Consider the following 17,024-nt stretch of genomic DNA (forward strand, 5'->3'; position numbering starts at 1 on the left):
CGCAACTTTTTTATACTTTTTAGTATGAATAAACCACTGGATAAGCCAGTGGTTATGATCTGTCCATTTTATATTTTTTATTTTTGTAATAAAACCAAAGGATAATTAAAAAATATATCCCAGTTATAGAAAACAATAAAGTTTGCTCTAAAAAAAGTGCTGTAAAAGCTAAGTAAAAATCTTCAGCCAGCAATAAAAGTATGTGATCTGGATTAATGTCTAATTTAGAAATTAAAACCATTGGAATTATGTTTAATGCTGATATTATAATAAAATAAATGTAAATACTTTCGTGAATTTTATTGAAATACACATGGTCAATATGCGTTAAAGCTAATTTAAGTGAACAATAATAAAAAACATATAAAAGTATTGTAATTATCTTTTTTTTCATGATTAACTTACCAGTTGGGACAATTATACCATTGACTAACTACTACCGTGTATCTATTTAGATCATTTGTGTCAATATTTTCTTTTGAATTTGCAGCATTGAATTCAATAGCATATGAATTAATAGGAACAATCAAAAAAGCTAAGATTATTAACATTGATATTTTACACAAATTTTTTCTCATAAAAACAGTATACATCCTTTAATATTGTAAAATAAAATGGACTAATAAAAGTAAAATTAATTTTACTTTTAAATAATATTAACACAAGTAGTTTTATTTTTCAAATGAGAAGAAAATTAACACTAACTATTAAATAGATGAAGAAAAGACTTTTTTGTTGTAAAATTAATATAGATGAAAAGGTGATTTTGTGAAAAAAACTAATGCGATGAGAATTCTTGAAAGTGAGAACATAAATTTTGAAATAATTGAATACTCAACTAAGGACGGAATTGGCGGAGTAGATGTTGCAGAAAAGTTGGGAGAAGACAAGGATAGAGTTTTTAAAACTCTTGTGACAGAGGCAAAAGATGGTGAGCATTTTGTATTTGTTGTTCCAGTTTCTAGTGAGCTTGATTTAAAAAAGGCAGCTAAGGCATCAAATTCTAAAAAAATTGAAATGATTCCACAAAAAAAGTTGCTTCCACTCACTGGTTATGTCCACGGTGGTTGTTCTCCAGTTGGTATGAAAAAATCTTTTAAAACTTATATTGATTCATCAGCTGAAAATCTAGACTTTTTTTATGTAAGTGGTGGAAAAGTTGGCATGCAAATAAAAGTAAATCCAAGAGAACTGATTTCTGCAATTGATGGAGAATTTTCGGATATTAAAAAGGAGTAAGTATGTACAGAGATATTTATGAAAAATGGCTTGCAAGTAAAAATGTAGATGAAAATTTAAAAAAAGAACTCATTGACATAAAAGACAATGAAGAAGAAATTGAAGATAGGTTTTATAAAAATTTAGAATTTGGAACTGCAGGTCTTCGTGGAATTTTAGGTGCAGGTACAAATAGAATGAATTATCTGACTGTTGGAAAAACTGCAATTGCACTTTCAAATTTAATCGAAAATCTTGGCGAAGACGCAAAAAAAAGAGGGGTAGTAATTGGACGCGATATAAGACATTTTTCCTACGAATTTTCAATTTTGACTGCAAAAATTTTGGCAGAAAGAGGGATTACCGTTTATTTATTTCCAGGCATTACCCCCACTCCACTTCTCGCTTATTCAATAAGATACTTAAAAACAATTTCTGGAATAATGATTACTGCATCTCACAATCCAAAAAATTACAATGGGTTTAAACTTTATTGGGAGAAGGGGTCTCAAATTTTATCGGACATTGCAGATAGAATGGAAGAAGAGGCACAAAAAGTCGACATCTTAAACTTTGATTTTGCTAGGCTAAAAAAAATAGGCGAATATGAAAATATTAAATTTATTGGTGAAAAAGTTACAAAATCTTTTTATAGAAATACTCTGAAACACACATTGACTGACGATGTCGACAAGGACATAAAGATTATTTACACACCCTTAAGTGGATGTGGCAATAAATTTGTGAGAAAAATTTTAGAACTCCGTGGTTTTAAAAATGTAATTGTTGTGCCAGAGCAAGAAAACCCAGATGGAGATTTTACAAAGGTTACAAATCCAAACCCTGAAGATATAAGGGCCTTTGACAAGGCAATTGAGCTTGCAAAAAAAGAAAATGCCGACATAATTATTGCAACAGATCCAGATGCAGATAGAGTTGCTGTATTGGAAATGAATGGCGAAGTTTTTAGAATAACGGGAAACCAAATGGGTTTTATCCTTGGTAATTTTATTTTGGAAAGAATTAAGGATAAAAATATTGAAAGGGGAGCAATAGTAAAGACAGTTGTAACTTGTGATTTAATTAAAAAAATTGCAGAAAACTTTGACGTTGAAGTTTTTGAAACTTTAACTGGCTTTAAAAATATTTGCAATCTTCCTAATATTTGGGAAGAAAGTCATGAAAAGAACTTTATTTTTGGATATGAAGAGTCCATAGGATATGTAATTGGAGATCATATTAGGGACAAGGATGCCATTGGCACGTCAATGATTGTGGCAGAGATGGCGGGCTATTTAAAGAAGAGGAATTTAAAAATAAAGGATTATCTTGAAGAAATTTACAAAAAATATGGATATTTTGAAGAATATCTAGACTCAATTTATTTTGAAGGCAAAGATGGAAAAATAATCATGGAAAAAATCATGGATGACTTTAGAAAAATTGAGAGCTTTGAAAAAATTGGCGTGCTAAAGAAAAAAATTGATTTTATTAAAGATGAAGAAAACCCACAAGATTTATTAAAATTTTATTTTGATGAAGAAACTTGGTTTGCACTAAGACCTTCAGGAACAGAACCAAAACTAAAAATTTATGCTTATGCAGTTTCAGAAAATAAAGATGAAGCTAATAAAATAATAAATGCAATGAAAGAAGAAATAATGGAAAAAATCGAGGCAAGTAGGTGATTGTATGATATTATTTTGTGACTTTAATCCAAAAATCATTAGAGAATATATATTAAATAGCGAGCTGGAAAATATTATTGAAAGCTCTAAAATTTATCCAAGTGGCAGGGGGATTTATATGTCTCTTTTTGCGAAAAAAATTGGCGTGGACTCAGAAGTTTTTATGCTAAAGGGAAGTGGAAGGGGAAGAGAAATTGCACTTGCTCTAAGTAGACTTGGAATCGACATAAATTACACAGCACTAAAAGACGAAAATGTGGAAGAAGTTATAATAAAGAGTAAAAATTTTGAAAAAAGATACAAGACTAAGGACCCCAGGATTACTATGGAAGATAGAAATGATATTTTAAGTTCCTTTGAGAGAGCATTGTATAATAAAAAAATTGTAGTAATTCCAAAAATTGATTTATTTGGACTTGACGATGAAATTTACGAAAAACTTATTAAAATTTGTTATAAAAACAATACAAAAGTTGCTGTAAATCCAAAAAATCTTGATGCAATAGAAAAGACGAACCCATATATTTTAATGTTTGATAAAGATGACATTGAAAGGGAAAGAAAAATAAATTATACCGGTGAAGTCATTGAATACAATAAAAAATTCATCAAATCAGGAACGAAAATTGTTTTTGTGAATAGCAAGAGAGCAACAATTATTTCCACTGAAGATAAAAATTATAGAGCTTATGTAGATAAACAAAAATTAGAAAGAAAGGAAATCACAGAAAAATTGGATAGCTCCTTATCTCTTGCTGGTCTTGCCATTGCAATCGACAGAGATTATGATTTTATCACTTCAATAAAACTTGCAATATCCTGTGGAGTGTGGGAAAATTTTGTTGAAAAGGATAAGATAGAAATGAGTGCTATTAAAAAAATTATGAATAGCGTTGAAGTTGAAGAAATTTAGGAGGATAAATGAAGAATTTTCACTTAAATAGAGAGGATGTACTCTTTGCCTTTATTGACATTCAAGATAAATTATTAAAGGCAATTTACAACAAAGAAGAAATTGTAAAAAACTCTACAATTTTGGCAAAAGTTGCAAGTATTATTGGAGCAGAAGCAATTTATACAGTTCAATATCCAAAAGGACTTGGATACACTAATGAAGATGTAAAGGCTCCACTAGGGGACAAGGAAGAATTTGGCAAGTTAACTTTTAATTCCTATGGCGATGAAAATATTAAAAGGGAAATCGACAGACTTGGGAAAAAACAAATAATAGTTTGCGGTATGGAAACACATATCTGCGTTTTTCAAACAGTTAGAGCGCTTTTAGAAGCAGGTTTTGAAGTTTTTGTTGTAGAAGATGCACTTGGATCAAGAACAGAAAAAAACTTTAAAAATGGGGTAGAACTTCTCCGTGAAATGGGAGCCGTTGTTACAAATACTGAGACAGTATTATTTGACTTAGCAGGCGTTGCGGGTACAGATGAATTTAAAACTATACAAAAATTAATAATTTGACACTTATGAGCTTCTTGATGGAGCTCTTTTTTAATTATAAACTGTGATATAATTATTTTGGTGATGAAATGAAAATAATTCATGCAGCAGATTTACATTTAAAAAAATTTTATAAGGGCAGACTTCCCCTTGAGATTTCAAATAAACTTTTAGAGGATACTTGGCGTACCTTTAGAGATGTAGCTAATTTCTCAAATGAAGTGGATGCAGATATTTTTTTAATTGCTGGAGATTTATTTGAAAGAGAATTTTTTTATCTTAGAGATTTAAGAAGATTTTTAAATATAATAGAAGACATTAAGGCAAAGGTCTTTTTGGTTTTTGGAAATCACGATTATCTTTCCAAGGATAATTTATTTTTAAAGGTAGATTTGCCAGAAAATTTATATATATTTAATAGTGAGCTTGATTTTTATGAGTTAAAGGATTTAAATACGAGAATATACGGCATCTCCTACGACAGCTATAAATTTAAAAAAGATTTTAGCGATGTTAAACTTGATAAAAACTTCATAAATATTGGGCTTTTTCACTCAGATTTGAAGGATGAGAGGTATATGCCCCTTGATGAAAAATTTTTAAGAGAGTTTAACTATGTTGCACTTGGGCATATTCACAAGAGGGCAAAAGTATTTAACAATGCCTATTATTCTGGCTCGCTAATTTCACTTTCCTTTAAAGATGAGGGTGAAAGGGGAATAATTTTTTTAGATGACGAGAAAAAAACCATAGAATTTAAAAATTTTTCAAGGAGAGAATTTATAAATTTAGAAATAAAAATTGATAAGGATATGACTTTTTCTGAAATTTTAAAAAAGGTTCAAGGTAAAATTTCTACTGAGAATCTTTATAGAATTACTCTAAAGGGCGTGAGTCATAATAAAAGGGAAATAGAAAGTTTCCTTCGTGAAAATTTATCTGCATTTTATTTTGAGGTAATTAATGAAATTACAGAAGAAAGAAATCTTGATTTTGAAATTAAAGATAAGTATATTTTAGATTTACTTGGAACTTTTTCTAATAGCGACATTGAAAGAGATGCACGAGAAATCTCTAAGAATTACATTTTGGAGCAATATTATGGTATTTAAAGAATTGGGAATTTTAAGTTTTGGAAAATTTGAAAATGAAATAATAGAGCTTGATGAAGGGATAAATTTAATTTCTGGCAAAAATGAAGGAGGCAAGTCCACAATTGTAAATTTCATAGACGGAATTTTTTATGGATTTAGCAGAGATTCACTAGCCAAAAAAGTTCGTGACGATATTTTTGAAAAATCAAGACCTTGGAATTCAAATTTTTATAGAGGTTATATTGTTTTAAGTGATGGTAAAGAAAGTTTTAGAATAAGTAGAGATTTTAATAGTGATGAAATTTCAATTATAAATACAAACCACGGTGAAGATTTATCAAAGGACGAGAGGAATTATTTGTATTCGAGAATTCCACAACCTGGAGTTTTGTTTTTTGAAATAAGCAGGAAAATTTATAGATCTAGCTTTTTTATTTCTCAAAGACTTTCACAAGTGGAAGATGATGCAGCAGAGGATTTAAAAAATAAAATCGATAATTTTTCTGTCTCTCAAGATGAAAATATAGATTTAACAAAGGTTTTAGATAAAATGAAAGATGATCTTTATGATTTAGGATCTAAAAGGCGTAAAACTTCAGAAATTGGAAGGATTTATGCTGAACTTGACAAAATTACTACTGAAAAATTAAATTTTATAAAGGTCAGAGAAAATTATGAGAAAACTGCCGAGGATTTTAAAGCTTCAAGGGAAAAATTAAAAACTTTGGAGGATAATTTAAGGGGTAGAAAACTTTTTGAACTTGAAACTTTGAAAAAAAAGTTAAGAGAAATTGAAGAAGAAAAGTCAAAAGAAGATGAAAGCTTAGTTTTTTCAGATTTGGAAAGGGCAATCGAAATAAATAAAACTACGGGGATTTATTTAAGTAAACTTGATGATTTAATTTCACAAGAAAGAAATAGTTATGAGATCGACGACTATGTGGAACAGGATTACAAGAGATTTCGAGACATTAAAGAAGAGATTTCAATTTTAAATGAAAATAATTTTTCTAAAGAGATTGAAATAATTTCTGGAGACATAAAAAACATCGAAAAAACTGTATTAAAATGTTTTTTAAAAATACTTTTTTCTACAATTGGAGGCATAGGAATAGTTTTTCTTTCAATTTATTTTAAAAAATATTTTTTAATAATTTTTTCTCTTTTATTTTTTCTCTATTCTTATTTTAGAATTATGAAGTTTAGAGAAAACAAGGATTTACTAAATAGACTTAGAAGTAAACTCATGGATTTTAAGAAAAAATCAATGGAGAAAACTATAAAGAAAAGAGGATTTGATAAAGATTTTGCAGAGCTTCTTGAAAAATATGACGCAAGAGATATAAGGTCATTATCAGAAATTTTAGAAGAAAAAAGGGAATTAAATTTAAAAAATATTTTTAAAAAGGAGTACAATGAAAGTTGGAAAGAAAAAAACAATCTTGAAATAGAAAAAACTAAGGAAAAAATTACAAATTTTGAAGGGGAACTTAGCAAAATTTTTGAAAAATATTCTGTAAAAAATATAAAAGAACTTAAAAGTTTATTTTACAACTATGCGGGTTTTGATGATAAGAGGGCAAGTGAGTATAAATACAGGATTGAAGAACTTGAAAAAGAAAATTTAAGCGGTGAAATGTACTCACAGGAGTCCCTAGAACTTATTTCAAAAAATATTAAGGAAACAATTATAGAAATTTCGAACTTGGAGGGAATTTTAAATACTCTAGAAGAATCCATGGAAAAACTTAGAACTTTGGAAGAAAAATCCTTTGAGCTAAAGGATAAATTAAAAAAGCTAGAGTATAAGAGAAGTTTAATTGAGCTTTCCATAGAAAAGTTTGAAGAATTTATAAAACTAAAAAGAAGGGACACTCTCCCTATTTTAAGAAATAATATTTCAAAATATTTGGAGAAAATGACAAACTTCAAATACAGTGAAATTTTAATTGATGACAGATTTAAAATAAAGGTATATGATAAATTTGTTGACAGTTATGTTGATTTACACAATTTAAGCCTTGGAACTATTGATCAAATTTATCTTGCCTTTAGACTTTCTATATCAAAAATAATTACAGACAAAAAAATTCCCCTCGTACTCGACAGTCATTTCGACAGTTATGATGATGATAGGTTAAAAAATACTCTTGATGTATTAAGGGATGAGGAGCAAGTTTTGATTTTTTCAAGCTCAAGTCGGGAAAGAGAAATTTTAGATAAGTACAATTTGACATATAAATTTATTAAACTTTGAGGTGTATATGATATTCGCAATAGGAGATCTTCACTTCGATTATACAGAAGAAAAGCCCATGGATATTTTTGGAAATAATTGGGAAAATCACGAAGAAAAAATAATAGAGAATTGGAAAGAAGTTGTCTCTGAGGATGACTTAGTCCTCTTGCCAGGGGATATTTCTTGGGCACTAAAGCTAGATATAGCAATTTATGATTTAAAAAAAATTGACGAACTACCTGGAACAAAGATTATTTCTAAAGGCAATCACGATTATTGGTGGTCTTCGCTAAATAAGATGAATAATTTAGGACTAAAGACGATTCATTTTTTGCACAATAACTCCTTTGAGTACAAAGATTATTCCATATGTGGCACGAGAGGTTGGGCTTCTCGTGATTCCTTTGAATTTTCAGAAGACGATGAAAAAATATATTTAAGAGAAGTCCAGCGACTTAAAAACTCCTTGGATTCTTGTGTAAACAAAAAAATAATTGCAATGATTCACTATCCTCCCTTTAATCAAGATTTAGAACCTAATGAATTTTCACAAACTCTTTCTGATTATAGCGTAGAAAAATGTGTTTATGGACATTTACATGGAAAGGGACATAAATATTCCTATGAAGGAGATTTGCTTGGAGTGGATTATAAATTTGTTGCAAGTGATTTTTTAGATTTTAAACTTAAAATAATTGAGGAGGACTAATGGAAAGGGAGATTGAAGTTAAACTTCTTGACATTGACATATTAGATTTTGAAAAAAAGATCCAAGCTTTGGGAGCAAATTTTGTCAAAGAAGAAGATCAAATAAATATTACAATTAATTCTACTGCACATAAAATTTATAAGAAGCAGGGATATCTTAGAATTAGAATTTCAAAATCAGAGGGTGAAGAAAAAAAATATTTCACTTTTAAAGAAAATATTTCCAATATAAGAGTAAGGGACAATATAGAGCATACTACTGAAATAAGTAGTGTGGATGATTTAATAAATATTTTAAAATGTCTTGGTTATGATAAATTTTACAAGGGCTATAAAAATAGAAAAAAATACAATTACAAAAATCTTGTGATTGATATTGACACTTGGGATGAAAAGACTTATCCAAAGCCATATGTTGAGATAGAAGCACCTAGCATTAATGAAATTTATGCACTTATTGATGATCTAAAAATAGATAGAGAACACGTATCTACAATGTCCATAGATGAACTTAGAAAATCTTTAAAAAAATAGCGTGACATATATAATTAATGTGTTATAATATTTTTAGCAAATAAGGAGGAAATATGTCTAAGTATAATTATATAAAATGGTTTAATGAAATTGGAAAAAATGATGTAGGAATTGTCGGTGGGAAGGGTGCAAATTTAGGTGAACTAACTAGTTTTGGATTACCTGTTCCTCCGGGATTTTGTGTTACTGCAACTGGATACACTAAGTTTATTAAGTACGCAGAACTTGATGAAGTTGTAAAACTTCTAATGGAAGCTGTTGATGTTGAAAATGTTGATGAACTTACTAATGCTTCAAAGGAAATTCAACAGAAAATCAAAGAAAAAGAATTTGATCCAGAACTTAAAGAAGAAATTTTAAATGCATACAGAGAATTTTCTGAAAGTATTGGAGTTAAAGATCCTGAAGTAGCAGTTAGATCATCAGCAACTGCAGAAGACTTGCCAGATGCATCCTTTGCGGGACAACAAGATACTTACCTGCACATTAGTGGCGAAGAGGAACTTTTAAAACACATAAGAGATTGTTTTGCATCACTTTGGACTTCAAGAGCTATTTATTATAGAGAAAAACAAAATTATGATCACTTTGATGTTGCTCTTTCAGTAGTTATTCAAAAAATGGTTAATTCTGAGAAATCCGGTGTAATGTTTACAGCAAATCCTATTAACAATAGCTCCGATGAAATGATGATTAACGCAAGCTATGGACTTGGGGAAGCTGTTGTATCTGGAATTGTAACTCCTGACGAATATATTATTGACAAGAAAACTAAAAAAATTATAGAAAAGAATATTTCTGAAAAAGAATACATGGTTATTAAAAATGAAAATGGGATTGGAACTAGAGTTGTAAATGTTAAAGATGTTTTAGGTGTTGATGCAATTAAAGCTGAGGCACTTTCTCCAAAGGAATTAGATACTTTAATCGAAAGAGGACTAAAAGTAGAGAAACTTTATGGTTCAGTTCAAGATACTGAATGGGGTTTTGATAGAGATACGAAAGAATTTTATTTCTTACAATCAAGACCTATCACAACTCTTGGAGATAAAGAAGAAGAGAAGGAAGAAAAACTAATTACTCTTGTTAAGGGACTTCCTGCTTCTCCGGGAATTGGCAGAGGTAAAGTAAAATTAATTAAAGACATTTCTGAAATCAACCTTGTTGAAGAAGGAGATGTTCTTGTAACAGCAATGACAAATCCTGACATGGTTCCTGCTATGAGAAAATGTGCTGGCGTTGTAACTGACGAAGGCGGAAGAACTTGCCACGCAGCCATAGTTTCTAGAGAATTACAAATACCATGTATAGTTGGAGCAAAAACTGCAACTAAAACTTTAAAGACTGGCGACATTGTAACAGTTGACGCAGTAAGAGGAATTGTATATGAAGGTGAAGTTCTAAAAGAAAAAGAAGAAAAGAAACATGAAGATACAGCAGGTGTATCTAGCATTGCAAATTTAGATGAACTTAGAAATCTTTTCGCACCAACTACTGCGACTAAAATTTATATGAATCTTGGCGAACCAGAATTAATTGAAAAATATAAAAACTTACCAATGGATGGCATTGGTCTAATGAGAACGGAATTTATTTTTACAAATATGATTGGTGCTCATCCAATGTATTTAGTGAAGACTGGTCAAGGAAGCCTTATGGTAGATAAATTAGCTGAAGGAATTTCTAAAGTGGCACAAGCAATTTATCCAAAAAATTTAGTTGTAAGAACTAGCGACTTTAGAACTAATGAATTTAGAGGTCTTAAAGGTGGAGATGAAGTTGAGCCAATTGAAGCCAATCCAATGATTGGATGGAGAGGTGTTTCAAGATATATTTCTCCTGAATATGAAAAGGGATTTAGGTTAGAGTGCCAAGCAATTAAAAAAGTTAGAGAAGAATATGGACTAACAAATGTAATTGTAATGCTTCCCTTTGTTAGAACTCCTGAAGAACTCAAAACCGTTAAGGGAATAATGGCTGAAGAAGGACTTGTGCAATCTAAAAACTTTAAGATTTGGATTATGGCAGAAGTGCCAGCAGTAGTTCTACAAGCAGAAGAATTTGCAGAATTAGTTGACGGATTTTCCATTGGTTCAAACGACTTAACTCAACTTGTAATGGGTGCAGACAGAGACTCTGGAATCCTTAACAACATGGGTTATTTTGATGAAAGAAATGACGCAGTAAAAATTGCATTAAAGACAATTATTGATGCAGCAAACAAAAGGGGAATTACTTGTTCAATTTGTGGACAAGGACCTAGCCAATATCCAGAACTTGCAGAATTTTTAGTTGAATGTGGCATCACTTCCATCTCAGTAAATCCTGACACAGTTGAATACACAAGAAGACTTGTTGCAAGTGTTGAACAAAAGATTATTTTAAAGAAACTTAGACAAATATAAATTATAAATAAAAAGATCTCATGAATGAATTTAATCTCTAAAAGTTAGGTTTAAAAACCAACTTAAGAGATTAAATTCATTATGAGATCTTCTTTTTGCAAAAAAATTTGTGAAATTCATCAACAGATTTTAAAAAATTAAATTAATTTGTCGTAGTCCAAAAAATTTGAAACAAGAGATTTTGTGAATAAAAGTTTTACTAAATCAATTATACACAAATCATCTTTAAACTTTAAGGACTTGTCAATATTTATTTTTATACCATTGTTTAGAAAAATAAAATAATCTCTATCACTTCTTCTGGGAATTCCAATATATGTTTCAGAAGAAGGTAGACCGCTACCACAACATTGTTTAGATGTAATATAATCAATGGTTATTTCTTTTGCCCTTTTATCCTTTAAAAATTCAAAAGCATCTTCTGTAATTTTTATTTTCAAATTAATTATCCTTTTTTATGAGAGTTACAAAAAACTCACTTGGCTCTATTGCTTCAATGGTGATATAATTTTCACCATCGAATTTTAAAACCTTACCTGGTGTAAACTTTCTATCCTCATCGTCATTTAAAATAACTTTAATTTCACCTTTAACAATAGTTACAAGAACAGTAAATCCGGGGTGATTGTGCTTGTCAATAGTTTCACCAGAAGCCAAAACTTTCTTCACTAGAGTAAATTCGTTTTCGCTAAAAACTTTTCCCGGCATACTTCCCACATAACCAATCATTTAATTACCTCATTTCTTAAATTTATCTAAATCATGAAAACTTTCTAAGTTCAAATCACTATTACTAAGATCTTTATCTCTTGAGAAATTTTTTGCATCATCTAAATTCTTTTTGATGATTTGCTCTTCTTCTAAAGTACTTTCTTTTTCAACTTTAATTTCTTCACCACTTATGATGTGATTAATTAAATCTTCAGAAGATTCTAAATCTTCAATTTTGTATTGAGGCATCTCCTCTAAGAAAGTAGAAAGATTTATAGTTTCACTTTCGTAAAGCTTTCTAATGATTTCATCTATATTTTGTGAATTTTTACGGACAAGTTCCGATCTAATTTCGCTTAAAATATTTAATTTTTCCAAATTATATTTTTCAGAAAATTTTTTTAAATCTTCAAAGATAATGTCTGTAATAGTTGGGTTTAGTCTTGAACTATTAAGGGAAAAAGTAAGGGGTCCCCGTTCAATAGACTTATTTATGGACATCAATGATTTTGAAAAGATGTCAAATCTTTGGTAAATCATATTTCTTGAATTTGCTCTTTTCTCCAAAGCTTCATTTAGTTCAAAATCTTCTGTTGCAATAAGAACATAGTCGAATCCCATAAATTTAAAATCCTTTTCTAAAATATGTTCCTTTAATTTAATTTTGCCATTAGATTCATCAGATTTTTTAATTATATCTGTAGTAAAACTATCTGCAATCATATAAATTTCTGCTTCGGTATCTAATACAGATTTAAGTGCAGATAGAGCAAGGTAGCCTCCGCCTAAAATTAAAATCTTTTTTTCAAAAGTATCAATACTTACTGGAAGGAAACGCATAATATCACTCCTTTATAAAAAACTATTTACAAATATATGTAGTTCTTAGCTTAATTATACCAAATATAAAACTAAATTAAGCAAAATATTACATTATTTATAAATTTTCAATTCTAATTATGAAATTTTAACATTTTTAAAATTTAACAGTTTAATATATGTTATAATAAGGAAAACATGCTATATAAAAATGGAGGTTTTATAATGAAGTTTAAAAATTTAAGGAGAGTAGCTTCGATTGGGCTTGCAACTGTTATGCTTGTACCAAGTGCAACTTTTGCTAAAGAATTTAAAGATGTCAAAAAGAATAATAAATATTCTTGGGCTTACGACGCAATTGACGTATTAAGTGATAAGAATGTTATTAATGGACATCCAGATGGTGAATTTAAACCTGGAGATTCAGTTTCTCTTGAAGAACTTTTACAACTAATAAAACAAGTATTAAATCCAAGTGATGAAGAATTAAAAACTGCACGTGACAAATATTCAAAAATTGCTAAAGAAAATGGAGTTAATTCTTGGGCGGAAGATGCAATATGTTTAGCACTTCATAGAGATTACTTAAATGAATCTGCACTAAAAAAAGCTTCTGAAAGAGGATTTTTTAAAATTAATCAAAGAGAATATCCTAGTAGGGGAGATATTGCAATTTTCTTTGCAAGAGCTCTAAACTTAAATGCCAAAGGAAATACTAATCTTTTAAAGCATAAAGATCAAAATAAAATGAGTGACACTTTAAAGGGTTATTTAGCTTCTCTTGTTGATGTAGGAATTTTTACAGCAACTGGTTCTGATGGAAATTTTGAAGGAGACAGACCTATTACTCGTGCTGAAACTGCAATAATTACTAAAGCATCCTTTGATTATGCATCAAAGAATACAATAAGTAATAAGACTGAAAAGAAAAAGGGAACTGTAATTCTTTCTTCAAAACTTAATAATGTCAATGTTATTATAATTGAAACAAATAATCAAAAGTTTTCCTTTGATATTGACAACAACACAAAATTTAAATTAAAGGATAAAGACATTAAATTAGAGGACATTAAAGCTGGTCAAGAGGTTGAAATTGAATATGTAAAGAGTAATAATAACGATAGAGAAGGTACAGCTAAATTAATCAATGTTACTAATGCGAAGCTTGATATGGTTGGATATGTAAATTCTAAGGGAACAAATGAAATTACTTTAAGATATAGAGATAATTCAGACACATTAAACTTTAGAACAACTTCAAAAATCTCAACTTCCGACACAAAGACTTTTATTCTTGATTCAAATGCAAAGATCAAAGCTTATGGAAAAGATTTAAAACTTGATGATATTAAAGTTGACGATTTAGTTGAATTTAAAACAAATAATGACAACAAGATAACTGAAATGACAATTTATCCTAAAGAAGCACAAGTAAGTGGAAAAATTACATCACTTAATACTTTAGACAAGGATAAATCTTCTCTAAAAATTAGACTAAAAGATAATAAGGATTATGAACTATATATTACTAATGAAACTAGAGATTTAGATAAAATTACATTAAATGACAATGTGGATCTTTATGTAAATTACAAAGTTGTAATGGGACTTTCTTCAAATTATAGGGATGGAGATATCTCAGGAGAAGTTGTCGCTTTTAGTGGAGATGAATCTTCTTTTACAAATAGAAGATATAATCGCTATATAGGCATTAAAGATAAATATGGTTACACGAAAAATTATTATTTAGCTGACAGATTTGAAATTAAATCTTATAATGGAGCTAAACAAAATCAAATAACAGAAAATTATCTTAGAGGAAAGAATGTAATTTTAACATTAAATAATTATGGCGAAGTTGAAACTATCACTATAATAGATTCAAGTCTTCAGTTTAGTGGAATGTTCCAAGTAGTTAGCAATGAAAGAATTGGTAGAAGTTTTAATATTTATAAAATAGGACTTCGAGTTATTCAATCAGACAATGATAATTTAAAGCCTGGAAAGACACTTTATTTCCAAACTAGCCAAAATTTGGAACTATACGACGTTCTATCTTTTGATGGTTATTTAAATTATAATGGAGAAATAATTTCAGATTCAAATAATAAATTTCTTGGAAATCCTAGAGAATATTTAAATACTGCAAATAGGACTACAAGAAAAAGCGATTTTGAAGACTACAGATTTTTCTTAAATAATAATCGCTATTATGACAATAAAAACAATGAAAGATTATCAAATCTTAATAAATTTTATTAATGCTTTTCAAAATAGAAACCCATGTGGTTTCTATTTTTTTACATAAAATTATGTTATAATTTACTTCGGAGTGATTAAATGAAGAAAAAAATTATAATAATAAATTTAGTTTTATTACTTTTATTTGCACCGGCAAGTCTTTTTGCAAAAACTTTTACAGATGTTAGTAAAAATGGAAATTCTGCTTGGGCATATAAATATGTAGATGAATTATCAAATAAAAATATTTTAAAGGGTTATGATGATGGAAGTTTCAAGCCAAATAATCCCGTTAGTTTTTTAGAAATAATGCAAATTTTAAAAACTGTATTAAATCCAAAGGAAGAGGAAATGAAATTAGCGAGAGAGGCTAATTTGGAATTTGTAAATTCCATGGGTATCATTGACTGGGCAAAGGATGCTCTTTGTTATAATTTATATCACGGTACGGTGTCTAAAAAGACAATTGAAGCTGCTCGTGAAAGAGGATTTTTAGAAAACAAAGTTTATCCAAATAGAAATACAATTGCAGTTTATTTTGCAAGAGCATTTAGAATTGAGAAAAACAAGGATTTATCAATTTTAAAGTTTAGGGATATTGATAAAATCAATGCTGAAACGTTAGAATATTTGCCAAATCTTGTTAAATTAAATATTTTTACTAGCTCTGGTTCTGATGGGAAATTCAATGGGAATTTTGCAATAAGGAGAAGTGAAATTGCTGTAATTACTTCAAGGGGATTAAACTATGTTGAAGCTAATAAAGATAAAATTAATAATCAAAATAATAATATAGATGGCGAAGATCTTTTAATAAAAAATAATGATAATATTTCTGAAAAAAACCTAGATAATGAAATAAACAAGGCTGAAAACAATAATTCAATTTTAGGGACTTTTACTGAAGAAGAAAACACAGAAGAATTAAAACCGGCAGAGGCAGGTATAATTGTAAATTTTAAAGGTAAAGTTACTGAAGTAATTGATGGAGGAAATGTCAAATACATTAGAATTAAACTTGGGGAAACTGATTCAAATAAATTTATGCCAGGAAATATTATTACTGTTAATACCTTTAGAAATCATAAAATCGATGACAATGTTGAAGGTAGCGGAATTTTGGGCGAAAATAGTTTAACAAATATAAAATTAAAATAATTATTAAGGGCTGTTTAATGACGGCCCTTTCAAATTGGAGGAAAATTGAAATTTCTAAGTAGAATGGAGAGAATGCTCTCATCTGAGGACATTAAAAAAATAAATTCAAGATCTGTATTAGTCTTTGGATTAGGCGGCGTTGGTGGTTCATGTGTTGAAGCACTTATAAGGTCTGGAGTTGAAAAAGTTGGCATAGTTGATGGTGATGAATACGAGATTACAAATTTAAATAGACAAATCTTTGCTACTATGAAGACTATTGGTATTAGAAAAGTAGATGCTTGTGAAGAAAGAATGTTGGAAATAAATCCTAAATTAAAAATCAAAAAATATGATATTTTCGTTACAGAAGAAAACATATGTGGAATTGATTTTGAAAATTATGATTATGTCGTAGATGCAATTGATACAATTACATCAAAACTTTTAATAATAAGGGCTGCATATGAAAAAAACATCAAGATAATTTCTGCTATGGGTGCTGGGAATCGTCTTGATCCGACAAAGTTTGAAGTTGTAGACATCGAAAAGACCAAAAACGATCCTGTTGCAAGGATTATAAGGAAAAAATTGAAAGAAATGAATATAAAAAAATTAAAGGTAGTTTGTTCAAAAGAGATCCCAATAAAAACTCATGACAGGACTCCTGGTTCAATTTCTTTTGTGCCACCTGTTTGCGGCATGGTTTTGGCATCTTATGTGATTTCTGATATTTTAAAAAGTTGAAATGATGGCGAAAAAAACATATAATAATTAG

Annotated in this window: 17 protein-coding genes; 12 read left to right on the top strand and 5 right to left on the bottom strand. The window is 29.1% G+C overall.

Translation table 11 applies throughout. From position 1 onward, the window contains the following. Window positions 1–52: 52 nt before the first annotated feature. Complete coding sequence (locus tag HKO22_RS03685) at window positions 53–394, bottom strand: hypothetical protein (RefSeq protein WP_075658533.1); 342 nt, start codon at window positions 392–394, stop codon at window positions 53–55. Between the two features lie 7 nt (window positions 395–401). Continuing rightward, the gene (locus HKO22_RS03690; RefSeq protein WP_169968639.1) at window positions 402–566 is read right to left on the bottom strand and encodes a hypothetical protein; all 165 of its coding nucleotides are present in this window, start codon (window positions 564–566) and stop codon (window positions 402–404) included. A 202-nt stretch (window positions 567–768) separates the two neighbouring features. Between HKO22_RS03690 and ybaK the strand changes: the two genes are divergently transcribed. The 9 genes from ybaK to ppsA all read left to right on the top strand — a co-directional run bounded on the left by ybaK (window position 769) and on the right by ppsA (window position 11,338). Next, a complete protein-coding gene (ybaK, locus tag HKO22_RS03695; RefSeq protein WP_075658535.1) occupies window positions 769–1,239 on the top strand; it encodes a Cys-tRNA(Pro) deacylase in 471 nt (156 codons plus the stop codon). A gap of 2 nt (window positions 1,240–1,241) precedes the next feature. Beyond that, window positions 1,242–2,906 (top strand): phospho-sugar mutase, encoded by a 1,665-nt coding sequence (locus tag HKO22_RS03700; RefSeq protein WP_169968641.1) that lies wholly within the window; start codon window positions 1,242–1,244, stop codon window positions 2,904–2,906. Window positions 2,907–2,910: 4 nt separating this feature from the next. Next, the gene (locus HKO22_RS03705) at window positions 2,911–3,819 is read left to right on the top strand and encodes a 1-phosphofructokinase family hexose kinase (protein ID WP_169968643.1); all 909 of its coding nucleotides are present in this window, start codon (window positions 2,911–2,913) and stop codon (window positions 3,817–3,819) included. 8 nt (window positions 3,820–3,827) lie between these two features. Continuing rightward, the gene (locus HKO22_RS03710) at window positions 3,828–4,379 is read left to right on the top strand and encodes an isochorismatase family protein (protein ID WP_169968645.1); all 552 of its coding nucleotides are present in this window, start codon (window positions 3,828–3,830) and stop codon (window positions 4,377–4,379) included. A gap of 68 nt (window positions 4,380–4,447) precedes the next feature. After that, window positions 4,448–5,470: a metallophosphoesterase family protein gene (locus HKO22_RS03715; protein WP_169968647.1), complete on the top strand. Its 1,023-nt coding sequence runs from the start codon at window positions 4,448–4,450 to the stop codon at window positions 5,468–5,470. Beyond that, entirely contained in the window at window positions 5,460–7,709 is a 2,250-nt protein-coding gene (locus tag HKO22_RS03720; protein ID WP_169968649.1) for an ATP-binding protein, read from the top strand. Before HKO22_RS03715 ends, HKO22_RS03720 begins: the two co-directional genes overlap by 11 nt. A 7-nt stretch (window positions 7,710–7,716) precedes the next feature. After that, window positions 7,717–8,400, top strand: coding sequence for a metallophosphoesterase (locus HKO22_RS03725; protein ID WP_075658545.1), 684 nt, complete (start codon window positions 7,717–7,719; stop codon window positions 8,398–8,400). After that, window positions 8,400–8,933: a class IV adenylate cyclase gene (locus tag HKO22_RS03730; protein WP_169968651.1), complete on the top strand. Its 534-nt coding sequence runs from the start codon at window positions 8,400–8,402 to the stop codon at window positions 8,931–8,933. Before HKO22_RS03725 ends, HKO22_RS03730 begins: the two co-directional genes overlap by 1 nt. A 53-nt stretch (window positions 8,934–8,986) precedes the next feature. Beyond that, entirely contained in the window at window positions 8,987–11,338 is a 2,352-nt protein-coding gene (gene ppsA / locus HKO22_RS03735; RefSeq protein WP_169968652.1) for a phosphoenolpyruvate synthase, read from the top strand. 137 nt (window positions 11,339–11,475) lie between these two features. Here ppsA and HKO22_RS03740 read toward each other — a convergent pair whose 3' ends face one another. Genes HKO22_RS03740 through HKO22_RS03750 form a run of 3 tightly spaced genes read right to left on the bottom strand, consistent with a single transcriptional unit; the run spans window position 11,476 to window position 12,889 of the window. Beyond that, the gene (locus HKO22_RS03740) at window positions 11,476–11,778 is read right to left on the bottom strand and encodes a hypothetical protein (RefSeq protein ID WP_211660197.1); all 303 of its coding nucleotides are present in this window, start codon (window positions 11,776–11,778) and stop codon (window positions 11,476–11,478) included. A 1-nt stretch (window position 11,779) separates the two neighbouring features. Further along, window positions 11,780–12,067, bottom strand: coding sequence for a DUF1637 domain-containing protein (locus tag HKO22_RS03745; RefSeq protein WP_075658553.1), 288 nt, complete (start codon window positions 12,065–12,067; stop codon window positions 11,780–11,782). 9 nt (window positions 12,068–12,076) lie between these two features. After that, on the bottom strand, window positions 12,077–12,889 hold the full coding sequence (locus HKO22_RS03750; protein WP_075658555.1) for a precorrin-2 dehydrogenase/sirohydrochlorin ferrochelatase family protein: 813 nt from the start codon (window positions 12,887–12,889) through the stop codon (window positions 12,077–12,079). A 204-nt stretch (window positions 12,890–13,093) separates the two neighbouring features. On the opposite strand from HKO22_RS03750, the gene HKO22_RS03755 reads away from it, so the two are divergent. The 3 genes from HKO22_RS03755 to HKO22_RS03765 all read left to right on the top strand — a co-directional run bounded on the left by HKO22_RS03755 (window position 13,094) and on the right by HKO22_RS03765 (window position 16,993). Further along, on the top strand, window positions 13,094–15,130 hold the full coding sequence (locus HKO22_RS03755) for an S-layer homology domain-containing protein (protein ID WP_169968654.1): 2,037 nt from the start codon (window positions 13,094–13,096) through the stop codon (window positions 15,128–15,130). 78 nt (window positions 15,131–15,208) lie between these two features. After that, window positions 15,209–16,267, top strand: coding sequence for an S-layer homology domain-containing protein (locus tag HKO22_RS03760; RefSeq protein ID WP_075658559.1), 1,059 nt, complete (start codon window positions 15,209–15,211; stop codon window positions 16,265–16,267). A gap of 45 nt (window positions 16,268–16,312) precedes the next feature. Beyond that, window positions 16,313–16,993, top strand: a complete 681-nt coding sequence (locus tag HKO22_RS03765; protein ID WP_169968656.1) for a tRNA threonylcarbamoyladenosine dehydratase — start codon at window positions 16,313–16,315, stop codon at window positions 16,991–16,993. Window positions 16,994–17,024: the final 31 nt, after the last annotated feature.

This window comes from Peptoniphilus faecalis (assembly GCF_012976305.1).
GTDB classification, from domain to species: Bacteria; Bacillota; Clostridia; order Tissierellales; family Peptoniphilaceae; genus Peptoniphilus_A; species Peptoniphilus_A faecalis.

Bases quoted from the DNA above. Each gene is read 5' to 3' on its own strand.
- HKO22_RS03710 (WP_169968645.1), top strand. From the start codon at position 3,828: ATGAAGAATTTTCACTTAAATAGAGAGGATGTACTCTTTGCCTTTATT.
- HKO22_RS03700 (WP_169968641.1), top strand. From the start codon at position 1,242: ATGTACAGAGATATTTATGAAAAATGGCTTGCAAGTAAAAATGTAGAT.
- HKO22_RS03755 (WP_169968654.1), top strand. From the start codon at position 13,094: ATGAAGTTTAAAAATTTAAGGAGAGTAGCTTCGATTGGGCTTGCAACT.
- HKO22_RS03715 (WP_169968647.1), top strand. From the start codon at position 4,448: ATGAAAATAATTCATGCAGCAGATTTACATTTAAAAAAATTTTATAAG.
- HKO22_RS03685 (WP_075658533.1), bottom strand. From the start codon at position 394: ATGAAAAAAAAGATAATTACAATACTTTTATATGTTTTTTATTATTGT.
- HKO22_RS03730 (WP_169968651.1), top strand. From the start codon at position 8,400: ATGGAAAGGGAGATTGAAGTTAAACTTCTTGACATTGACATATTAGAT.
- HKO22_RS03745 (WP_075658553.1), bottom strand. From the start codon at position 12,067: ATGATTGGTTATGTGGGAAGTATGCCGGGAAAAGTTTTTAGCGAAAAC.
- HKO22_RS03750 (WP_075658555.1), bottom strand. From the start codon at position 12,889: ATGCGTTTCCTTCCAGTAAGTATTGATACTTTTGAAAAAAAGATTTTA.
- HKO22_RS03725 (WP_075658545.1), top strand. From the start codon at position 7,717: ATGATATTCGCAATAGGAGATCTTCACTTCGATTATACAGAAGAAAAG.
- HKO22_RS03720 (WP_169968649.1), top strand. From the start codon at position 5,460: ATGGTATTTAAAGAATTGGGAATTTTAAGTTTTGGAAAATTTGAAAAT.
- HKO22_RS03760 (WP_075658559.1), top strand. From the start codon at position 15,209: ATGAAGAAAAAAATTATAATAATAAATTTAGTTTTATTACTTTTATTT.
- ppsA (WP_169968652.1), top strand. From the start codon at position 8,987: ATGTCTAAGTATAATTATATAAAATGGTTTAATGAAATTGGAAAAAAT.
- HKO22_RS03705 (WP_169968643.1), top strand. From the start codon at position 2,911: ATGATATTATTTTGTGACTTTAATCCAAAAATCATTAGAGAATATATA.